Origin of the sequence: Streptomyces sp. NPDC012769 (assembly GCF_042901205.1) — a bacterium.
Taxonomy (GTDB): domain Bacteria; phylum Actinomycetota; class Actinomycetes; order Streptomycetales; family Streptomycetaceae; genus Streptomyces.
Genome location: NZ_JBIBCP010000001.1, coordinates 89883 through 106824, shown reverse-complemented (window position 1 = coordinate 106824; position 16942 = coordinate 89883). Strand labels below are relative to the sequence as shown.

The window sequence follows — 16942 nt, the reverse complement described above, 5'->3', positions numbered from 1 at the left end:
GCCACAAGGCGGCCCCTGAGGCGCGGTCGGGCGTCTAGGACGAAGGGCAGATCGTCCCTGCGGCCATCGAGCTCGCGCGACGCGGCCGAGCTGTCTGGCCCTGAGGCTTAGGCTCTGGCCCTATGACCAGTGATCTCGGGTTCACCTGCACGTGCTGCGGCGCCCACCACCCTGAGCTGCCGATGAACTACACGGCCGAGGCCCCGGCCGAATGGGATTCGGCCTTCGTCGACGCCGACGACTGCTTGCTCTCGTCGGATCAGTGCGTGATCCGCGGGCAGCACTACTTCGTCAAGGGCCTGATCGAGATACCCGTCATCGGTAGCGACGAGGTGTTCTCCTGGGGCGTCTGGGTCTCGCTGAGCCGAGAGAACTTCTCCCGAGCCGCGGATCTGTGGGACAGCCCCGGCCGGGAAACCGAGAAGCCATACTTCGGCTGGCTCACCACCGACCTGCCGGTCTACCCGGCCACGACCCTCAACCTCAAGACGTACGTCCACACCCGCCCGGTCGGTAGACGCCCCTTCGTCGAGCTCGAGCCCACCGACCACCCCCTCGCCGTTGAGCAGCGCACTGGGATCGGCCTGGACCGCGTGCGGGAGATCGCGGCGGCCGTGCGCCACGCCGGCGACCGCGCACAGCAGTGATGCTCGGCAGCCGACTACCGCGGCCGGTCGTGACCTGGGGCCTCTGCGCGAACGTGCCACCGTACGGCCGGGGTGCTGCGCACCGCGCGCGAGGCCAGGCGGCGCGCGGTCCACTGCTGCTCATCCCCTGCCGGGCCTCGCGGCTCGTGGACAGGCCGTGCTCGCGGTGTGACCGCGCCGCCCCGGCGTACCGGTGCCACACTATGGCCGCCCCTAATGGGGCCGGCGACCGCGCCGGTACGCCCGGGCCGCACCTCGTCTCCGGTCTCGTCGCAGCCTTCGCCTGTTTGCCAGGGCCAGCCGCTTCATGGGCAGCCGCCGTGTTTTGCGCATGCGCGGGATGACGACCCTGGCGAGACCGGCCTCCCCGGCTCAGGCCGGGGCGGGCAGTTGGATCGACGCGAGTTTGACCGGGTCGACGACGATGTGGATGCCGATGATCCGGCCTTCGAGAACGGTGAAGGCGATGACGGAGAGGGGGGTTCCGTCGGCGCGCCACGACATGTGGCCCGGGACGCCGTTGAGCAGCACAGGCCGGTGGTGGGCGACCTCGCCGGAGAACATCCGAGCCCCGGCGGCGACCTTGGTGGCGCCGAGGGTGACGACCACGCCGTCGGGGGTGTCGACCGTGAGCTTCACGTTCGGGTCGAGGACACGCAGGAGCGCCTCGAAGTCCCCGCCGGCGGCCGCGGCTCGGAAGGCCTGGACGACCTGTTGGCGCTCCCGGCCGCGGCCCGCTGGCCGGTCCCTGGCCTGGACCTTGCGGCGGGCGCGGCTGGCGAGCATCTTGGAGGCATCGGCGGATCTGCCCAGAATCCGGCCGATTGTGGAACGGAACCGCGAACATGTCGTGCAGGACGAACGCCAGGCGTTCGCTCGGGGTGAGCGAGTCGAGCACGACGAGCAGAGCGAGGCCGACCGAATCGGCCAGCAGTACCTGCTCATCGGGCGCGGGGGTGTCGGCGGGCGTCACCACGAAGTCCGCGGACTCCTGCTCGTAGGCGGTTTCGGGGTGGGCCGCGCGGGATCTCAGGAGGTCGAAGCCGATGCGGCCGACCACGGTGGTGAGCCAGCCGGCCAGGTTGTCGATGGTCGCGGCGTCCTGGCGGGCGAGGCGCATCCAGGCTTCCTGGACCGCGTCCTCGGCATCGGCGTGCGAGCCCAGCACGCGGTACGCGACGGCGCACAGCCGATCGCGCTGGGCTTCGAAGGCCTCGGCAACGAGGCCGGCCGGGCGGGCGGTCACGGCTTGCGCTGCTGACGGAGCGAGGTCCGGTTGCCGTCCGGGTCAACGGCCTCGGCGCGGACCCCGAACGGATAGTCCACCGGCTCGGACTCCTCGAAGGTGACGCCGCGCCGCCGCATGATCTCGAAGTCCTTGCGCAGGTCCTCGGATTCGAGGATCAGCGGACCGGGACCGCCCGCACCACCCGGCTGTCCGGCGGCCGCCGTGCTCGACCACAGGATGATCTCCACCGGGCTGTCGGGAACGCCGACGGTGAGGAATCGTCCGTCCGGTCCCGGGACGTCGATCCGCTTCTCCAGGCCGAGCCCCTCGGTGTAGAACTCCAGCGCGCGGTCCTGATCGGTGACGTAGACCGTCGCGTACATGATATTGCTCAGCACCTTGTTCTCGATTCACTCGTGGGATGCGGCGACCGTACGAATGCGGTCTCACCCCCATGACGAGTGCCGACGGGAGAACGTAACAGGACCGGTCCGCCGAAGCGGGTGTCGGCCGAGAGGTGCGAGGGACCCGACCCTGTCCCGTTCCGGGGAGCTGTCGGTTCAGGCCCTACCTGCCCGATCGCTGGAACCGGGGTTGTACCAACGCATGGATGACGTGGGACGGCTCACTCGGCCTCGTCAGAGCGCGCCCACCGTCACCCCGGGGCGTCGCCGGATGGATCATCCGCCGGGCGGAGACCCTCACCGCAAGCCAGATGCTCACCGAGCGCAAGGGCGAACGGCTGCCTCAGTGGTTCGACGCCGTCCGGCGAGACGACCTCCCCGGCCTCCGCACCCAAGCCGTAGCAGCGAGCTTGACCGCGATGCCGTCATCGCCGGGCTCACCCCGCCGTGGAACTTCGGCGTCGTCGAAGGACACGTCAACCGAATCAAGATGCGTAAGCGCCAGGCATGCAGGCAGCCCGGCCTTCGGCTCACGGGAGACGACGGGGCCGTTCGACTCGAAGCCATGGGGCTGCTCCGCATATCAGAGCCGACCCTTGACCGGGTGGATGGCGACACCCGTCCTCTTCACGTGCTCGGTGAAGGCGTCCCGGCCCGGGCGGTGCGATCTCCTGGCCCGTGCCGAGCTGTTCACCGGGCGGGACCTCGGACGCCGGATTCGGTTGCGCCGAGCCGGCCTGTTTTAATGATCGTCTGCAACAGCTTGTTGATAAGGCACTGTCAACGGCGTTGGGCGTTCCCCGAGTTCGACTGCGAGGCCGGGTCCGACCCGGCGCTGCGATCTGCACGGGGGTTTCTGACATGGGACGACGTATCGCCAAGGCCGGACTCGCGGCGAGTGCCGCGCTGCTGCTCGCCGCCTGCGGCGGAGGCACGGACCCGACCACGGTCGGAAGTTCCGGTTCCGGCGGCACCGGAGGCGGGAAGGGGGAGGCCGGGGGCGGCGACGTCAAGACGGCATCGCTGGCGCAGCCGAACACCGTCACCCTCTCCTTCTGCCACAAGATCGAGTACGGCGGCGGCGGGTGGGACTACGCGCTGACCGTTGATTCGCTCTCCCTCAAGGACGGCTCGATCGTGGCCACGCGCAGGACCGTCCTGCCGAACGGCGTGGAGCCGGCACGTGGCTGCCCCACCAGCGAGAGCGGGGGTCCGCAGCACCAGGTCGCCCTCGCCTTCAACAAGGACTACACGCTCGTCGCCGGTATGGAGGGCACGTCGCGGGCCGGTGCCTGGGACATCGACACCGGCAAGGAGGTCGGCGCTCCCGACCCGGACGCCTTCAGCAAGCGCCCGAAGAACCGGGGGGTGGCCTTCCACCCGGTCACCGGCCGGCTCTGGTACGACATGGGGGAGCACGACTACCAGTCCAGCGACGACCTCGCCTCCCGCGACCCGAAGGCGGGCCTGGCGTCCGAGGAGAGGGTCGCCTACGAGAAGCTCGGCGATCTGATGAAGCAGGACGGGCCCACCGCGACGACCGTGCTGGCCACCGATGACGGCGACTACGTGGCCGCCCCGGCCGGGGGGATCGTGGCCGGGGGGTCGGCGGACGGCATGACGCTCTCCCGCGTCAAGGCCGAGGGCCGCGTCGGCGCGAGCGACTTCCTGGAACCGATCGAGACGGCGGGCCTCGACGCCCCGGAGCTCGGCTGCAAGCCGGTCTTCTGGCGGGATGCCACCACCCTGGTCTGCGACGAGTTCCAGCAGGTCACCTTCTCGGCCGACTACAAGGAGGTCGTGAAGACCGAGGAGCTGATCCCGGCGAACGACCGCTCCAACTCGGATCCGGTCCTCGCCCCGGACGGCAAGAGCTTCGCATTTCTCTCCGAGGGCGAGAACGGCAAGACGGGACTGTTCCGTGCCGACTTCGTCCCCGGCGGCGAGCCGGTGAAGATCGCCGACGTGCAGGAGCCCACCGACGCTCCGAATTACGTGACGTACCTGCTGCGCTGGAACTGACCTTCAGGCCGTCCGCGCGAACGCCCGCGCCGCGCGCCCGGATTCGGGCCCGCGGCGCGGGCTTCGGCATACTCGCGCCCGAGTGGGCTTCCGAAAGTCAGGTCCCATGCGGCCTGACTTCAGCCACGACGCAGCGGCGGCCCGAGTCGAGCGTGGAAGCGTTCGCGTGCGACCTCGCCCTGTCCGCGCTGCTGGGCTGCGACCGCATAAGGAACCACCTGCGTGGGGCGAGGGGCTCGGTCCCGCCGCATGGAGCGGCAGGACCGGCCGGTCTTCCGCAGGGAGGACACCGTGTGGACGCCCGTCAGATCGTCGGCGCCGATCGGTGTGCCGATTCGCTTTCCGGTCAGCTCGCTTTCCGGCTAGCGCTTGATGGCGGTGCCCGAGTAGGGGACGACCTTCCAGCCGGGTCCCTTGCTGGAGCAGTAGGCGTAGGACCAGCCGCCATAGCTGGCGTCCTGACCGCGGGCGTACGACGTCTGGCCCGATCCGTTCTTGCACGTCACTCGCGCGTAGAACACCTGGGAGCCGCTGCACGTGGCACCGTAGGTGTAGTCGTCGTCCCACTCGTCGCCGTTGACGCACCAGGACGGCAGCGGCGGGAGGGCCTGCTCCGTCGACGTACTGGCCTGGGCGGAGGCGGCGGTGCCGCCCAGCGCGAGGGCCGCCCCCGCCAATGCGACGCCGATCTTGGAAGCGATGCGCACTCTGAACTCCTTCGGGTAGTCGCCGGGCCGCTGCCCGGCTCGGACGGGGCGTAAGCCTGTCCAGGGGCGGTCGACACGGGCAACGGCCAGGAGCGTCCGGGACTTGTCCGGGACACTGCTCCGGCGTCCGGCCCGCTCAGGCCGGTGTCCGGGACAACGTCGGTGGTCTCCCGGTGCGCGTCGGCCCCGATCCCTGAACTGGTACTTCAGCTGTCGGGGTGGAGGGGGCGGGATGTGAGTCCGCGGCCTCTTCGTCCCGAAGGAGGCTGCGCTGCTGACCACACCTGCGTCACAGGGCGGGCGATCGAGACGCTTCGGAGGCGTCAAGGCCGGAACGGGCCCTCCCACGTCCGCATGACCACCGCCACGCCGCCCGACGTGCACCACGTCGGATCGCTTCGCGGCCCGTTCCGGCACCCGGACCCGGAGCCCGCCTCCCGCTACTACCTCTCCCGGCCGGCGACCGCCCAGCGCATCCGCACGGATGCACTTTCCAGTAGAGGCATCGGGAGGCAGCTCAGACCAGAGGAGGGCGACCGAGGCCGGCCTGGCCGACCAGTGGCGGTCGCCGGGACGCACCTGTGCGTGAGCGACACCGCACCTTCATCCGGTCATGGTCGCCATGGAATTGCGGGCGGCCAGAACCACATCCCGGTGGTCCGGAGCCGGCCGATCGGCAGCCGCACCCGCAGGCGGGCCATGACCTCGGAAACCCGGGCGCGTCACCGGCCTGCCCGGGCGTGAGGACGAACGCGAGCGGGCGGCAGCGGCTGTCGGCGGCGAGGTGGAACTTCGTGGTCAGTCCACCGCGGGAGCGTCCGAGGGCATGAAGAGGCATGAAGGGGTGGGCGCAGCCGGGCTTGGTGGGGTGTATCCGGTGAGCAGGCTTCGAAGCTGGTTTTTGTCCGGTTTGCCGATGGCGGTGCGGGGGATGTCCGCGACGAAGTGGATGGCGCTGGGTACGTATCCGCGGGTGAGGTGGGTGGTGACATGGGCGCGGACTTCTTCGGGGGTGATCCGGTGATCCGCGGCCGGCACGACCGCGGCGTGGATGCTTTCGGCCGAGTCTTCGTCGCAGACGCCGAAGACGGCGCACTGTGCGATGGCCGGGTGGGTCAGCAGCACGGCTTCGACCTCGCTCGGGTAGATGCCGCCGCCGGGAATCTTGATGAGGTCATTGGAGCGCCCGACGAGGAAGAGGTAGCCGTTGTTGTCGAGGTACCCGGTGTCTCCGGTGCGGATCCAGCCGTCTCGCACGGTCTCAGCGGTGAGTTCCGGCTGCTTCCAGTAGCCGCGCATCATTCCGGGGGAGCGGGCGTAGATCTCGCCCTGGTCGCCGGCGGGAAGAGGCAGGCCGTTCGTGTCACGGATGACGAGTTCGACTTCCGGCATCGGGCGGCCCACGGTGATCTGGCCATGGCGGCCGATGCGGGAGTGTTCCTCGGGCCGGACCTCGGTGAGGCCGAGCGTTTCACTCTGTCCGTACCAGCTGTGCAGCACGGGGCCGAAGACCTCTGCGGCGCGGGCCAGCCGGGCGGCTGACGCAGGACTGCCGCCATAGGTGACGCGCTTGATGCTGGAGACGTCGGTGGTGGCCAGGGACGGGTGATCGAGAAGCTGGTGCAGCAGCGGCGGGAGCAGCCACAGGTGGGTGACGCTGTCGCGTTCGACCGCGGCCAGGGTCGCGCCGGCGTCGAAGCCGGGCTGCAGGACCACGCTGCCGCCTTGGAGGAGCGTCACGTCGGCGCAGAGGCCGGCGACATGGGACAGCGGGGTGTTGGCGAGGAAGCGCGGCGGATCGCCTGCGTCGATGTGGAGGCTGTTCAGGCAGCGCTTGTACTGGCCGTGGGTGACCTGGAGGGCTTTGGGGACACCGGTGGTGCCGCTGGTGTGGCGGATGCACCAGTCGGCATGGGGGTCGATGTGTCCCCCGGGGGCACCGGGGGCCTGGGGGGCCTGGGGGTCGGCCGAGGCGAGGAGGTCGTCGCAGCCGGCGGCCGGGCCGAGTGACGCCACCGAGGGGACGGCGACCAGGGACAGAAGGGGGCCCAGATCGGTGTGCCGGCTCGCATCGACGAGCAGCAGGCGCGTGTCGACGTCGGCGACGATGTGTGCGAGGGCCTTGGGCGGCATGACGTCGTAGAGGTAGACGAGGCGGGCACCGGTCAGGGGTACCGCGTAGCGGGCGGCCAGGGCGAGTGGTGTGTTGCCGGTGAGCAGGGAGACTGTCTGGCCCGGTCCGATCCCGCGTGCTTGGAGAGCGCGGGCCAGACGGCAGATGAGGGCGGAGAGTTCGCCCGCGGAGACGGGCCTGCGGTCAGCGGTGAGGACGGCAGGCCGGTCGGGGTGCCGCGCCAGGACCCGCAGGAGGTCCTCGGCGTAGCCGGTGAACCCGCGGTCGGTCCCCGTCTTCCGTTCGTCTTGTGACATGTCTGCTCCGGCGGCGCGGGTCGGTGGGCGTCGTGCGCGGCCTGCGTCGGATCGGGCGGGCCATGCACGAGGACAACGACCCGGCCCCCGCAACGGTGCGGCCGGATTCCGCCGCGAGCCGGTCATCACACGTGTCGTTTCCGGGCCGGGCCGAGGGCACCACACGTTGGTGTGGGGCCGGGCGCGGCGGCGAGACCCATGTCGGGTCCGGTCGTTGCTCCAAGGTAAGCGTCCCCCGTCGTCTGGAGTTCGTCCTCGTGGCTGTTGATCAGGTGCACCGTTTCTTCTTCTCCGGCTTCGGCTACCAGTGCCGTGTCGTGCAGTGCCCCGCCCCCAGCACGGAGCCGATCATCGTGATCGGCGGAGCCTTCCAGAACATGTACTCCTACCGGCGTTTGGAAGGGCCGTGGGCGCAGACCGCTTCCGTGATCAGTGTCGAGCTGCCCGGTTCCGGGAGCGCCGACCTGCTGCCGGCGACGTACGGGTTCGACTTTCTCGCCGACGCCCTGACCGACCTCCTCGACCGCCTGGGCCTCGACAGGGTCAACCTCTTCGCCGTCTCCTACGCGGTGCCGGTCGCCTACCACCTTGCCCAGCGCGATCCCGGCCGCCTGTCCCGCCTTGTCCTGATGGGAGCCGCCTCCATCTACCCGCCGGAGGGACTGGAGGGGCTGCGGACGATGGCGGACGCGCTCGATTCGGGGGACGCCGACGGTTATGCCCGCCGCAGCGTGGCGGCGCTCATGGCACCGGCTGACCGTACGGTGCGCAATCGGGCCGCCGTCACCCGTGTGCTGGCCCGTGACATGGCGGCCATCACGGGACCGGACTTCGAGCGCCACCTGGCGTCCATCCGTCGTGTGATCGACTGGGCGGGACTGCCCGACGGCGGCGTCAGCGGCGTCCCGGCCCTCTGTTGCACCGGCGAGCACGACACCCTCACCCGCCCCGACCTGGGCCGTGAAGCCGCTGCCACCATCGAAGACAGCATCTTCACCCTCGTCCGCGACACCGACCATCTGCCGGCACTCGAACGACGCCGAGAGGTCAGCGAACTCCTCCTGCGCTACTTCACTGACCAGCCTCTGGACGACCTGGACTTCCTCACCCCGCTCGAGCACCCCACGCGGCGGCTTCCCGTCGGAGTCGCATGAAGCCGGACGGAGGGGACGGCCGACCGCCGGAGCCGCCGCCCGGCTGTCGCGAAGGACGGACCCTTGTGGCGGCCGCGGTGCCGTTCCGGAGTTGACGCTCCCAGACGCTACGGATCAGCAGTGGCGGCGAGAGGCAGTCACTGCTGAGGAGGGTGGAGGGGCTCGTCCTTTCCTCCACGGCGGTGTCCGTGCGCGGGGCGCCGAGGTCGCGTGGTGCCGGACCATGTTGCGGGGCGTCCGGGCTGCGTCCTGCCTGCGGCTGGCTCCGCACTCGCGGTGCCCCGTCCTTCGCCACCGGCACCGCCGCCGCCATCCCCAACGGGCCCACGGCCTGGGCACCATACTCGCAGGCAGTCGCGCACGTTCCGCCATCCTCATCTGGGCACGCCGATGGCCACGGAACAAAAAGAACCTAGACCCGCTCCAAGGGGCGGTGGGGGAGGGGCGGGAGCTCGACCCGGATGGAATCGTCGGGGCGCACGGTCCCTCCACGGCGGACCACAGCCATGACGCCGCACTTGAAGACGAACTCGCCGGATGCGGGGTCCATGGCGAAGACCTCAGGGAGCAGTCCCTTACGGAAGTCGTTGATCTTCGCGCACGGGTTGCGCAGGCCTGTCACCTCGAGCACCGCTTGCTCCCCGAGATGGAGCAGAGCGCCGGTGGGCAGGCCCAGCAGGTCCACCCTGCGTGTGGTGATGTTCTCGCCGAGCTGGCCCGCAGAGACCGTGAAGCCGTTGCGTGCGAGTTCGTCGAAGAGTTCCTCGTGCATCAGGTGGACCTGGCGCAGGTTGGGCAGGTCGGGCTCGTAGGTCATGCGGAACTGGTGGCGGATCGTCTCACCTGCATGAACGTCTCCTTCCACGCCGAGCCCCGTGAGCAGCGTGATGGAATCGCGATTGGGCTTGCTGAACGAGTACACCTCGTTACGGCTCACTGCGGCGACCTGACCAGGCATCACGCGCGCGCTCCCCCGTTGTCGTTCTGCGGCCGGTCGATCATAGAGGCGGTGCGACCAGGCGTGTCAGGGTTCATGCAGTGAGCGGAACTGTCAGGTGGGTGCGTCAGGTCCGGCTCCCGACCCGGCACTGACCCATCCCTGGACACCAAGGACACAGCGGCAGAGGGGTGTTGCGGAAGTGCGCGGGGCGTTGTGCCCCTATTGGTCGGGTGTTGGGCGGAGCTGAGCCGCTGCGCGGTGGTGACCTTCGCCGGCTTGCGGAGGAACCGGTTCGCGACCCTGGAGGTAGACCGCGGTGATGACGTCGAAGGAGCCGATCACCGGCCAGACCCGTTGGGGCGACATCGACCGGCTCGGCCATGTCAACCACATCCGCGTGACCGAGAACTTTTGGGAGTTTCGGGCCTCCCTCCTCACCGCCAGGGACGAGGACGGCCCGGACGAAGCAGCAGGCGCCGTCTCGACTGATCTGCCGCAGATCGTGGACCACACGCCATCTGCGCGGCCGCGCCACCGACCTCCTTCCGCTCGCTGTCTCTGCACATAGGGAGCGTGGCGTGGTGCAAGCCGGGCCAGGCGCTTCGTCAGGACGGTGAGGAGTGCGCGCTCGCATGCTGCTGGGCCAGGTCCTCATAGGCGTCGGCGCTCAGCCGGATGATCTGTCGTTCGGCTGCGGTCACCGACCGCTTCACCTCTGCGGGCGCCCCGGAGACGAACGAGCCTGCCGGAATGCGCATACCTTGCGGGACCAGGCTTTGGGCCGCGATCAGGCACCCGGCTTCGATGTGTGCTCCGTTGAGGACGGTGCTGTGCATGCCGACGAGAGTGTCGTCTTCGATGGTGCAGCCATGCAGGACCGAGTTGTGCCCGACGGTGACGCGCCGACCTACCGTGAGGGAATGGAGCGGATCGGCATGCAGAGTGCTGTTGTCCTGGATGTTGCTGCTGCCTCCGATGGAGATCGTCTCCCAGTCGGCGCGCACGACCGTGTTGTACCAGAGGCTGGCTCCGGCGGCGAGAACGACCTCGCCGAGGACGACGCAGGTGGGAGCGGTGTACGCGTCCGGAGAGATCTGCGGCGTGCGGTCGCCCACCGCCCGGATGAGCGGCTGGGCTCTCATCGAGTGTGCTTCGGTCGGCTCGCACGGAAGGTACATAAGGGTTGACCTTATACAGAACCTGCTCGGCGATCTCGTCTTGCCGCGGCGGCGTGGTTCTTTCAGGTGGGTAGGACTGGCAGGGAGGGTGTCACGGGGCCGCCGGCCCGTGCCGCACGGCAAGGTGTCGACAGCACAGATCAGCCAGTCAGCCAGCCTGCGGAGCCGTTCGTGACCTCACCACCGCATACCGCTTGTCCGCGGGACCCGGCCTTCTCGCTGGCGTCGGCACCTTCTCGACCGCCGCTGGACGTTCCGGTGCCCGGCTTCGCCGAGCACGTTCCGTTCGACACCAGCAGTCGCGAGTTCCGCACCGATCCGTACCCCTTCTTCGAGGCATTGCGGCACGAGCAGGGGCCGATTTATCGCACCCCTGCCGGTGCCCTGCTGCTCCTGGGGTTCAGTGGCTGCGCGGCTGTGTTCCGTGACCCTCGGTTCGGTCATGGAGCCCACAGCCCGCGCGACAGGACCGCCTACGGCGTCCCGGCTCGTTCGTTCCTGCTCATGGATCCGCCGGAGCACACCGCGACCCGGGGACGCCTGCGCGCGCCGATGGGGCGGCAGGCGGCGTCGGCGATGGCACCCGCAATCGAACGGCGTCTGGCGGAACTCATGCGCCACGCTGTGTCGAAGGGGACCGTCAACGTGGTCTCGGACATCGCAAGACCACTGGCGACGGCCGTGATCTCCGACGTACTGGGTGTGCCAGAGGGTCAGCGTCGGGAGTTCGGGCGCATGGCGGAGCTGCTGGCACAGGGCCTGGATCCGGAGTCGGTCCTGGACGCGGTCACCCGCCCACAGGTGGCGGAGGCGCGCACCGCTTTCGTGCGATGCTTCCGCCACCTGCTGACCCAGGCTCCGCACGGGCAGCGCACTTCTGTCCTGCAAGCCCTCAAGGCCGCCGACGGTCAGCCGCTGTCTCTGGTGGATGCCATGGCTGCCTGCGGGCAATTGCTGGCTGCCGGGTATGACACGACGATCGGGCTGATCAGCAATGGGCTTTACGCCCTGTTGTCCCACCCGGAACAGCTCCGGCTGTTGGAGCGCGCCGAAGTTTCCTGGGAGAGCGCCGTCGAGGAGTTGCTGCGCTACGACCCGCCGATTCAGTTCGCGGTGCGGACGGCGCTGGAGGACGCCGAGATCGCAGGCCACCAGGTCCCGAAGGGCACTCTGGTCGTACTGCTCCTGGCAGCGGCCAATCGTGACCCCGTGGTGCACCGTCACGCGCATGAACTCGACCTGCGACGCCCCCAGCGGCACCTGTCATTCGGTCTCGGTGCGCACTTCTGCCTGGGGGCACCGCTCGCCCGGCTGACGGCAGGCCTCGCGCTGCCGGCGCTCGTCCGGCACCGGCCGCGGCTGCTTCCTCACCGGGAGGTCAGGCGGAAGCCCACGACCATCGTGCGCGGCCTGGAGGAACTGTGGGTGGAACTGACCTGAACCGCGGCCCGCGCCGGAGCGCGCATCCCCGTGGGCATCAGTCAGGGGCGGTGTGCGGTAGTCAGGGAAACAAGAGGGAAAAAGTGCGCCAGAGCCGGTCGCGTTCCCGTCCGTCCTGTGAGAAAGGGCCATAGTGAGTGCGCCACCTCCCACGACGCTGGGACCAATCCTGCTCCCTTCAGCATCGCGTCCACTTCCCCGTGTGTGCGCATCATGTGCCGCTTTCTCACGGCAGCGAAGAAGGGTCGCATCCAGCCGTATGCGAAATGGTCGGCGATGACCAGACGCCCACCGGGCTTCAGCACGCGAGACATTTCCTCGATTCCGCGCCGTTGGTCGTGCCAGTGGTGAAATGAGACGGTGCTGGTCACCACGTCGAACGTGGCAGGAGGGTAGGGGAGATCCTCAGCGGCTGCCAGCGCGTAGCGGATGGGCTGCGCGTCGCTCCGCTGCTGGTCTTCTGCCGTCCCTTCGATCGCACGGGCCGCGCGCAGCATGCCGGGCGCTACGTCCACCCCGTGCAGGTGGGTCAACGGAAGCAGGCCCCGCATTCGTCGTAGGAGAGCTCCGGTCCCGCATCCCACATCGAGCAGCCGCGCCGGCCCGCGCACGTGATGCCGGACATGCCGCAGTACGACCTGTTGAACGGGACGGAAATACCGGGACTGCAAGGGGCTGGACTCGTAATGGGGAGCCCATCGTTCGAAGTGCGGCAGATGGTATTTCTCCATGGGGGATGATTACCGCACTGGGCTGACGAATTCCAGGGACGGTCGCGATGTTCAGGCGGAAATCATCCGTCCGAGTCGCTGCCCGGTGTGTTGTTCCGCTGGGCCACAGGCGCGAAGTAGCCTGAGTTGCATCGGTCTGCGCGACTGCGACCGGCGTCGCGCGGTTGGTTATGGAGAGGAGACCCGGCGCGCATGTACGAACAACTCGAAAGCCTTCTCGTACAACATTTCAATATTCCGCCGGACAGGTTGCAGCCGCAGATGACGTTGAGCGAAGCAGAGCTTGACTCGCTGGCCCTGCTGGAACTTTCCGTCGTATTGGAAGAACACTACGGGGCCAATCTCCTCGATCAACCCGAGCAGCCGGGCCCCGAGACGACGTTGGCCGAGATCGCCACCTGGTTGGACACGCTGCGGTCGGCCGACGCCGTGGCGGAGTCGACAGGCCGGCCGACTCCTAGTGACGTCACCGCATGACTCGGCACACACCGGCCATCACGGGAATCGGACTTCTGACTCCCGCCGGCCTCGACTGGTCCACCACGTGGGCCGCGATGCTGGCCGGCCAGAGCCAGGCCCGAACCGACCCGGCCATGGCCGGGCTGCCGGTTGACTTCTCCTGCCGCATCGACGGCTTCGACGCAGCACACGCGATCGGTCGAGACGCGTGGCGCCTCGACCGCTTCTGCCAGCTCGCCATCGCCGCCTCCCGCCAGGCAGTCGCCGACGCAGGCCTCGACCCGCGCGAGTGGGACCCCACCAGGGTAGGCGTGGTCATCGGAGTGGGCTCCAACAGCATGGAGACGTGGCGGCGCGAATTCCGTCGTGCGTTCGACGGCAAGCGAGTCTCCCCACTGGCACTGCCGCGCAGTGTTCCCAATATGGCCGCCGGCGAGGTCGCCATCGCCTTGGACGCGCGCGGTCCCAACCTCGGCGTCACCACCGCCTGCTCATCCGGAGCCACAGCCATCGCGACCGCCGCGATGCTGCTGGAGACGGGCGCGTGCGACATCGTCATCACCGGCGGCGCCGAGGCGCCCAGTGCTTCCGACATGACGAATCTCTGCTTCGACGCCATGACCGCTCTGTCACACCGCACGCACGACCCGGCCGGAGCCTCTCGCCCCTTCGAAGCCGACCGTGACGGCTTCGTCCTGGGCGAAGGAGCCGGCATCCTCGTCCTGGAACGCCACGACCACGCAGCCGCACGCCGCGCACGAGTACGCGCGCGCCTCATGGGATACGGGATGTCGGCAGACGCCGGCCACCCGACCGCGCCGGACCCACAGGGCTGCGGACTTCAGGCGTCCATGCGAGCAGCGTTGAAGCATGCCGGTCTGGTCCCAGCCGACATCCACCACGTCAACGCCCACGGCACCGCTACCCTCGCCAACGACCGGACCGAGGCCCACGCCCTGCGCCAGGTCTTCGGCGAACCCCCGCCCGTCACCGCGAGCAAGAGCATCCTCGGCCATGCGATCGGCGGCGCCGCGGCGATCGAAGCCGCCATCAGCGTGCTCACCCTGGAACACCAGATGATCCATCCGACGGCGAACCTCGACCGGCAGGATCCCGAAATCGACCTCGACGTGGTCCACAAGATCCCACGTCCCGCACGGATGACCACCGTTCTGAGCAACGCCGCGGCCTTCGGCGGCCAGAACACCACTCTGGTCATCGCAAAGGCCTGACAGGCCGTCAAGGGTCCCGCGGTTCGCTTCGCTGCTCCTACAGCGCTTGGCCTTCACTCGCCGCTGCGGGCGGTGTAGGGCCGGGCGGGCAGGGCTGCGGATCGCGGGACCCGGGCCTTCCACCCGAGTCTCGATCGCGGTGGCGAATGCGCCGATACAGGGTCGGGGACCACCAGTTGGCGGGTCCGAGGGCGGTCATGACAGCGGGGACGAGGATGCCGCGGATGACAACGGCGTCGGTGAGAGCCGCGAGAGCGACGCCGAGGCCGAGGACCTTGAGAGCGGTCACCTGGGAGGTGGTCAGCGCCGCGGTGGAGACAGCGACGGCCGCGGCAGCGGAGGTCATCAGGCGTCCCGTTCGGGCGATGCCATCGATGACGGCTTCGGTGTTGTCCCCGGTGCGGTCGAAGGCTTCCTTGATCCGACCCAGCAGGAAGACCTCGTAGTCGACAGACAGGGCCAGCGCGATAGCGAGAGTGAACAGCAGCAGCGAGGCGTCCAGGCCGCCGGTGACGGTGAAGTGCCCCAGCACGCCGCTGCCGTGTCCGAACTGGAAGACCACGACGAGCGCGCCCACACTCGCACCCAGGCTGAGCGCCGCCACCGTGACCGCTTTGAGCGGGATGACGACGCTCCGGGTGAACGCGCCGAGGAGGACGGCGAGCGCGGCTGCGAGCAGCCATGCCACCTGCGGGAGGGACCGGCGAACGGCGTGGACGGTGTCGCCGATCTCTGCTGCGCGCCCGCCGACGAGAGCGGTGCCCGGTACGGCGCGCAGAGCGTGGACCAGATCGGCTGCCTGCCGACTGGCGGGGTCGACGTCGGTCGCCACCAGCACGACGCTGGGCGAGGCGGGCGGAGTACCGGGCCGGCGCGGCACCATGCGGATCTCCGTGGCATGCGGCAGCGCGGCGACATCCCTGCGAAAGTCGGCCCATGCGCGCCGCCCCGCTTCACTGGACAAGGACAGATCGCTGATGACGGTGAGCACGCGCTCGGGCGGGTGAGCGAAACGAGCCGCAATGCGTGCGGAGTCAACGGCGCCGGAAGCGGTGGCAGGCAGCGACCGCTGATCAATGACGTCCAGGTGGACGCGGGTGAAGGGCAGCGCCATGGCCACGAGCGCCAGGACGGCTGCCGTAGCCGCGAGCACGGGCCGGGTGGTGACGCGGCGGGCCGCGGACCGCCAGAACCGACTGGCGTCCCCCAAGGCGGAGCGGCGCATCCGACGCAGCGGATCGCCCCGGTCCAAGTGGTCGCCCAGAAGGACGAGAAGACTGGGAAGGACAAGCAGAGCCGCTGCCGCGGCCAGCATGCTGACCGTGATCCCGGCCACGGCGAGATCGCGCAGCAGGGGAATCGGCACCAGCAGACTGCACGCCAGGCACGTGGCCACCGCCCCGGCGGAAAACGCCACGGAGCGCCCGCTGGTCCGCATGGCGGTGCTCAGCGCTGCGGCCCGGCTCGCGCCACGGCGGAGTTCTTCCTGATAACGAGAGAGCAAAAAGAGGGTGTAGTCGACGGCCAGTCCGAAGCCGATGGCGACAGCGGCGTTGACGGCGAAGACGGAGACGTCCGTCACCCGAGCGAGCAGAGCGACGACGGGCACGGTGCACGTCACGGCCAGCGTGGCGATCAACACGGGCAGGAGTGCGCACACCAGCGAGCCATAGGCGATGAGCAGCACCAGCAGGACTGCGGGAGCAGCCAGCAGCTCGGCGCGCAGCAGGTCGTCTGCGCACTGTCGGTCGATCTGCGCGGTGATCCATGCCCGGCCACCCGCCCCTACCGTCAGTTCCGGAACGGACTCGCGGACTCGGTCCACGAGTCGTTCAGCCGTTCGTGCCTGCTGTCGTTCGTCCCCCGACAGGCTCACGGTGATCAGGCTTGCCCGCCGGTCGTCCGAGAGCAGCCAGGCATCGCCGGTCGTACCGGGGGACCGGACAGCCAGAACGTCCTCATCCCGACTGAGCAGACCTACCACTGACCGATCCGCCGCGGACACAGGTTGATAAGAGTGCTGGGCCGCCGGCTCTGTGGAGAGCGACAGGATCAGATCCGCAGGCGGGACACCCAGTTCCACGGCCCGCCGCTCCGCACGCGCGGCTTCCGTATCAACAGCGAGTGTGCCGCCCGAGCCCAGTCCGTGAAGAGCCGGGACCATCAGCACGGCGGCGAAGAGCGTGACGAGCAGCGCTCCTGCGATCACCAGACGAGAACGCTTCACCGTCGGGCACAGCACGCTTCTCATCCCTTCGTCCTCCCGCGTGGGATGGGAGGCCGGAGGGTGAGCTGTGGCGACTGCCCGAGGAGTGTTCCCCATGTGTCGAACCACCCATCAGGGATCCGTGGACCCGGCACCGGCACCGA

The 16942-nt window shown here is 69.2% G+C and carries 14 protein-coding genes and 2 pseudogenes; 7 read left to right on the top strand and 9 right to left on the bottom strand.

The window, feature by feature from the left end; translation table 11 throughout:
- Positions 1-182 precede the first annotated feature (182 nt).
- The gene (locus tag ACFY7C_RS00510) at positions 183-647 is read left to right on the top strand and encodes a DUF2199 domain-containing protein (RefSeq protein WP_389645841.1); all 465 of its coding nucleotides are present in this window, start codon (positions 183-185) and stop codon (positions 645-647) included.
- A gap of 372 nt (positions 648-1019) precedes the next feature.
- On the opposite strand, the pseudogene ACFY7C_RS00505 reads toward ACFY7C_RS00510, so the two are convergent.
- A pseudogene (locus ACFY7C_RS00505) lies at positions 1020-1893 on the bottom strand (sigma-70 family RNA polymerase sigma factor).
- Positions 1890-2273 (bottom strand): VOC family protein, encoded by a 384-nt coding sequence (locus ACFY7C_RS00500; protein ID WP_389641536.1) that lies wholly within the window; start codon positions 2271-2273, stop codon positions 1890-1892. The pseudogene ACFY7C_RS00505 and the gene ACFY7C_RS00500 overlap by 4 nt, the downstream one beginning before the upstream one ends.
- A gap of 867 nt (positions 2274-3140) precedes the next feature.
- Here ACFY7C_RS00500 and ACFY7C_RS00495 point away from each other — a divergent pair.
- Positions 3141-4301 carry a hypothetical protein gene (locus tag ACFY7C_RS00495; protein ID WP_389641534.1) on the top strand — a complete coding sequence of 387 codons (1161 nt, stop codon included), beginning with the start codon at positions 3141-3143 and terminating at the stop codon, positions 4299-4301.
- Positions 4302-4663: 362 nt separating this feature from the next.
- Here ACFY7C_RS00495 and ACFY7C_RS00490 read toward each other — a convergent pair whose 3' ends face one another.
- The 3 genes and pseudogenes from ACFY7C_RS00490 to ACFY7C_RS00480 all read right to left on the bottom strand — a co-directional run bounded on the left by ACFY7C_RS00490 (position 4664) and on the right by ACFY7C_RS00480 (position 7438).
- Entirely contained in the window at positions 4664-5008 is a 345-nt protein-coding gene (locus ACFY7C_RS00490) for a hypothetical protein (protein WP_389641532.1), read from the bottom strand.
- A gap of 721 nt (positions 5009-5729) precedes the next feature.
- Positions 5730-5837 (bottom strand): annotated as a pseudogene (locus ACFY7C_RS00485) (IS5/IS1182 family transposase); the annotation flags it as partial.
- Positions 5807-7438 (bottom strand): class I adenylate-forming enzyme family protein, encoded by a 1632-nt coding sequence (locus tag ACFY7C_RS00480; RefSeq protein WP_389641530.1) that lies wholly within the window; start codon positions 7436-7438, stop codon positions 5807-5809. The pseudogene ACFY7C_RS00485 and the gene ACFY7C_RS00480, both read right to left, overlap by 31 nt.
- Before the next feature lie 257 nt (positions 7439-7695).
- Between ACFY7C_RS00480 and ACFY7C_RS00475 the strand changes: the two genes are divergently transcribed.
- Positions 7696-8592 carry an alpha/beta fold hydrolase gene (locus tag ACFY7C_RS00475; RefSeq protein WP_389641528.1) on the top strand — a complete coding sequence of 299 codons (897 nt, stop codon included), beginning with the start codon at positions 7696-7698 and terminating at the stop codon, positions 8590-8592.
- A 412-nt stretch (positions 8593-9004) separates the two neighbouring features.
- Here ACFY7C_RS00475 and ACFY7C_RS00470 read toward each other — a convergent pair whose 3' ends face one another.
- Entirely contained in the window at positions 9005-9550 is a 546-nt protein-coding gene (locus ACFY7C_RS00470) for an MOSC domain-containing protein (protein WP_389645839.1), read from the bottom strand.
- A gap of 301 nt (positions 9551-9851) precedes the next feature.
- Here ACFY7C_RS00470 and ACFY7C_RS00465 point away from each other — a divergent pair, with 301 nt between their 5' ends.
- Positions 9852-10100, top strand: a complete 249-nt coding sequence (locus ACFY7C_RS00465; RefSeq protein WP_389641526.1) for a hypothetical protein — start codon at positions 9852-9854, stop codon at positions 10098-10100.
- 37 nt (positions 10101-10137) lie between these two features.
- On the opposite strand, the gene ACFY7C_RS00460 is transcribed toward ACFY7C_RS00465, so the two are convergent.
- Complete coding sequence (locus ACFY7C_RS00460) at positions 10138-10674, bottom strand: gamma carbonic anhydrase family protein (protein ID WP_389641524.1); 537 nt, start codon at positions 10672-10674, stop codon at positions 10138-10140.
- A gap of 294 nt (positions 10675-10968) precedes the next feature.
- Here ACFY7C_RS00460 and ACFY7C_RS00455 point away from each other — a divergent pair, with 294 nt between their 5' ends.
- Positions 10969-12150, top strand: a complete 1182-nt coding sequence (locus ACFY7C_RS00455) for a cytochrome P450 (RefSeq protein ID WP_389641522.1) — start codon at positions 10969-10971, stop codon at positions 12148-12150.
- Between the two features lie 41 nt (positions 12151-12191).
- Here the strand turns inward: ACFY7C_RS00455 and ACFY7C_RS00450 are convergent, their stop codons facing one another.
- Positions 12192-12881 carry a class I SAM-dependent methyltransferase gene (locus tag ACFY7C_RS00450; protein WP_389641520.1) on the bottom strand — a complete coding sequence of 230 codons (690 nt, stop codon included), beginning with the start codon at positions 12879-12881 and terminating at the stop codon, positions 12192-12194.
- Positions 12882-13073: 192 nt separating this feature from the next.
- On the opposite strand from ACFY7C_RS00450, the gene ACFY7C_RS00445 reads away from it, so the two are divergent.
- Entirely contained in the window at positions 13074-13358 is a 285-nt protein-coding gene (locus ACFY7C_RS00445) for an acyl carrier protein (RefSeq protein WP_389641518.1), read from the top strand.
- Complete coding sequence (locus tag ACFY7C_RS00440; RefSeq protein WP_389641516.1) at positions 13355-14572, top strand: beta-ketoacyl-[acyl-carrier-protein] synthase family protein; 1218 nt, start codon at positions 13355-13357, stop codon at positions 14570-14572. Before ACFY7C_RS00445 ends, ACFY7C_RS00440 begins: the two co-directional genes overlap by 4 nt.
- Positions 14573-14609: 37 nt before the next feature.
- Here ACFY7C_RS00440 and ACFY7C_RS00435 read toward each other — a convergent pair whose 3' ends face one another.
- Positions 14610-16823 (bottom strand): MMPL family transporter, encoded by a 2214-nt coding sequence (locus ACFY7C_RS00435; RefSeq protein ID WP_389641514.1) that lies wholly within the window; start codon positions 16821-16823, stop codon positions 14610-14612.
- Positions 16824-16942: the final 119 nt, after the last annotated feature.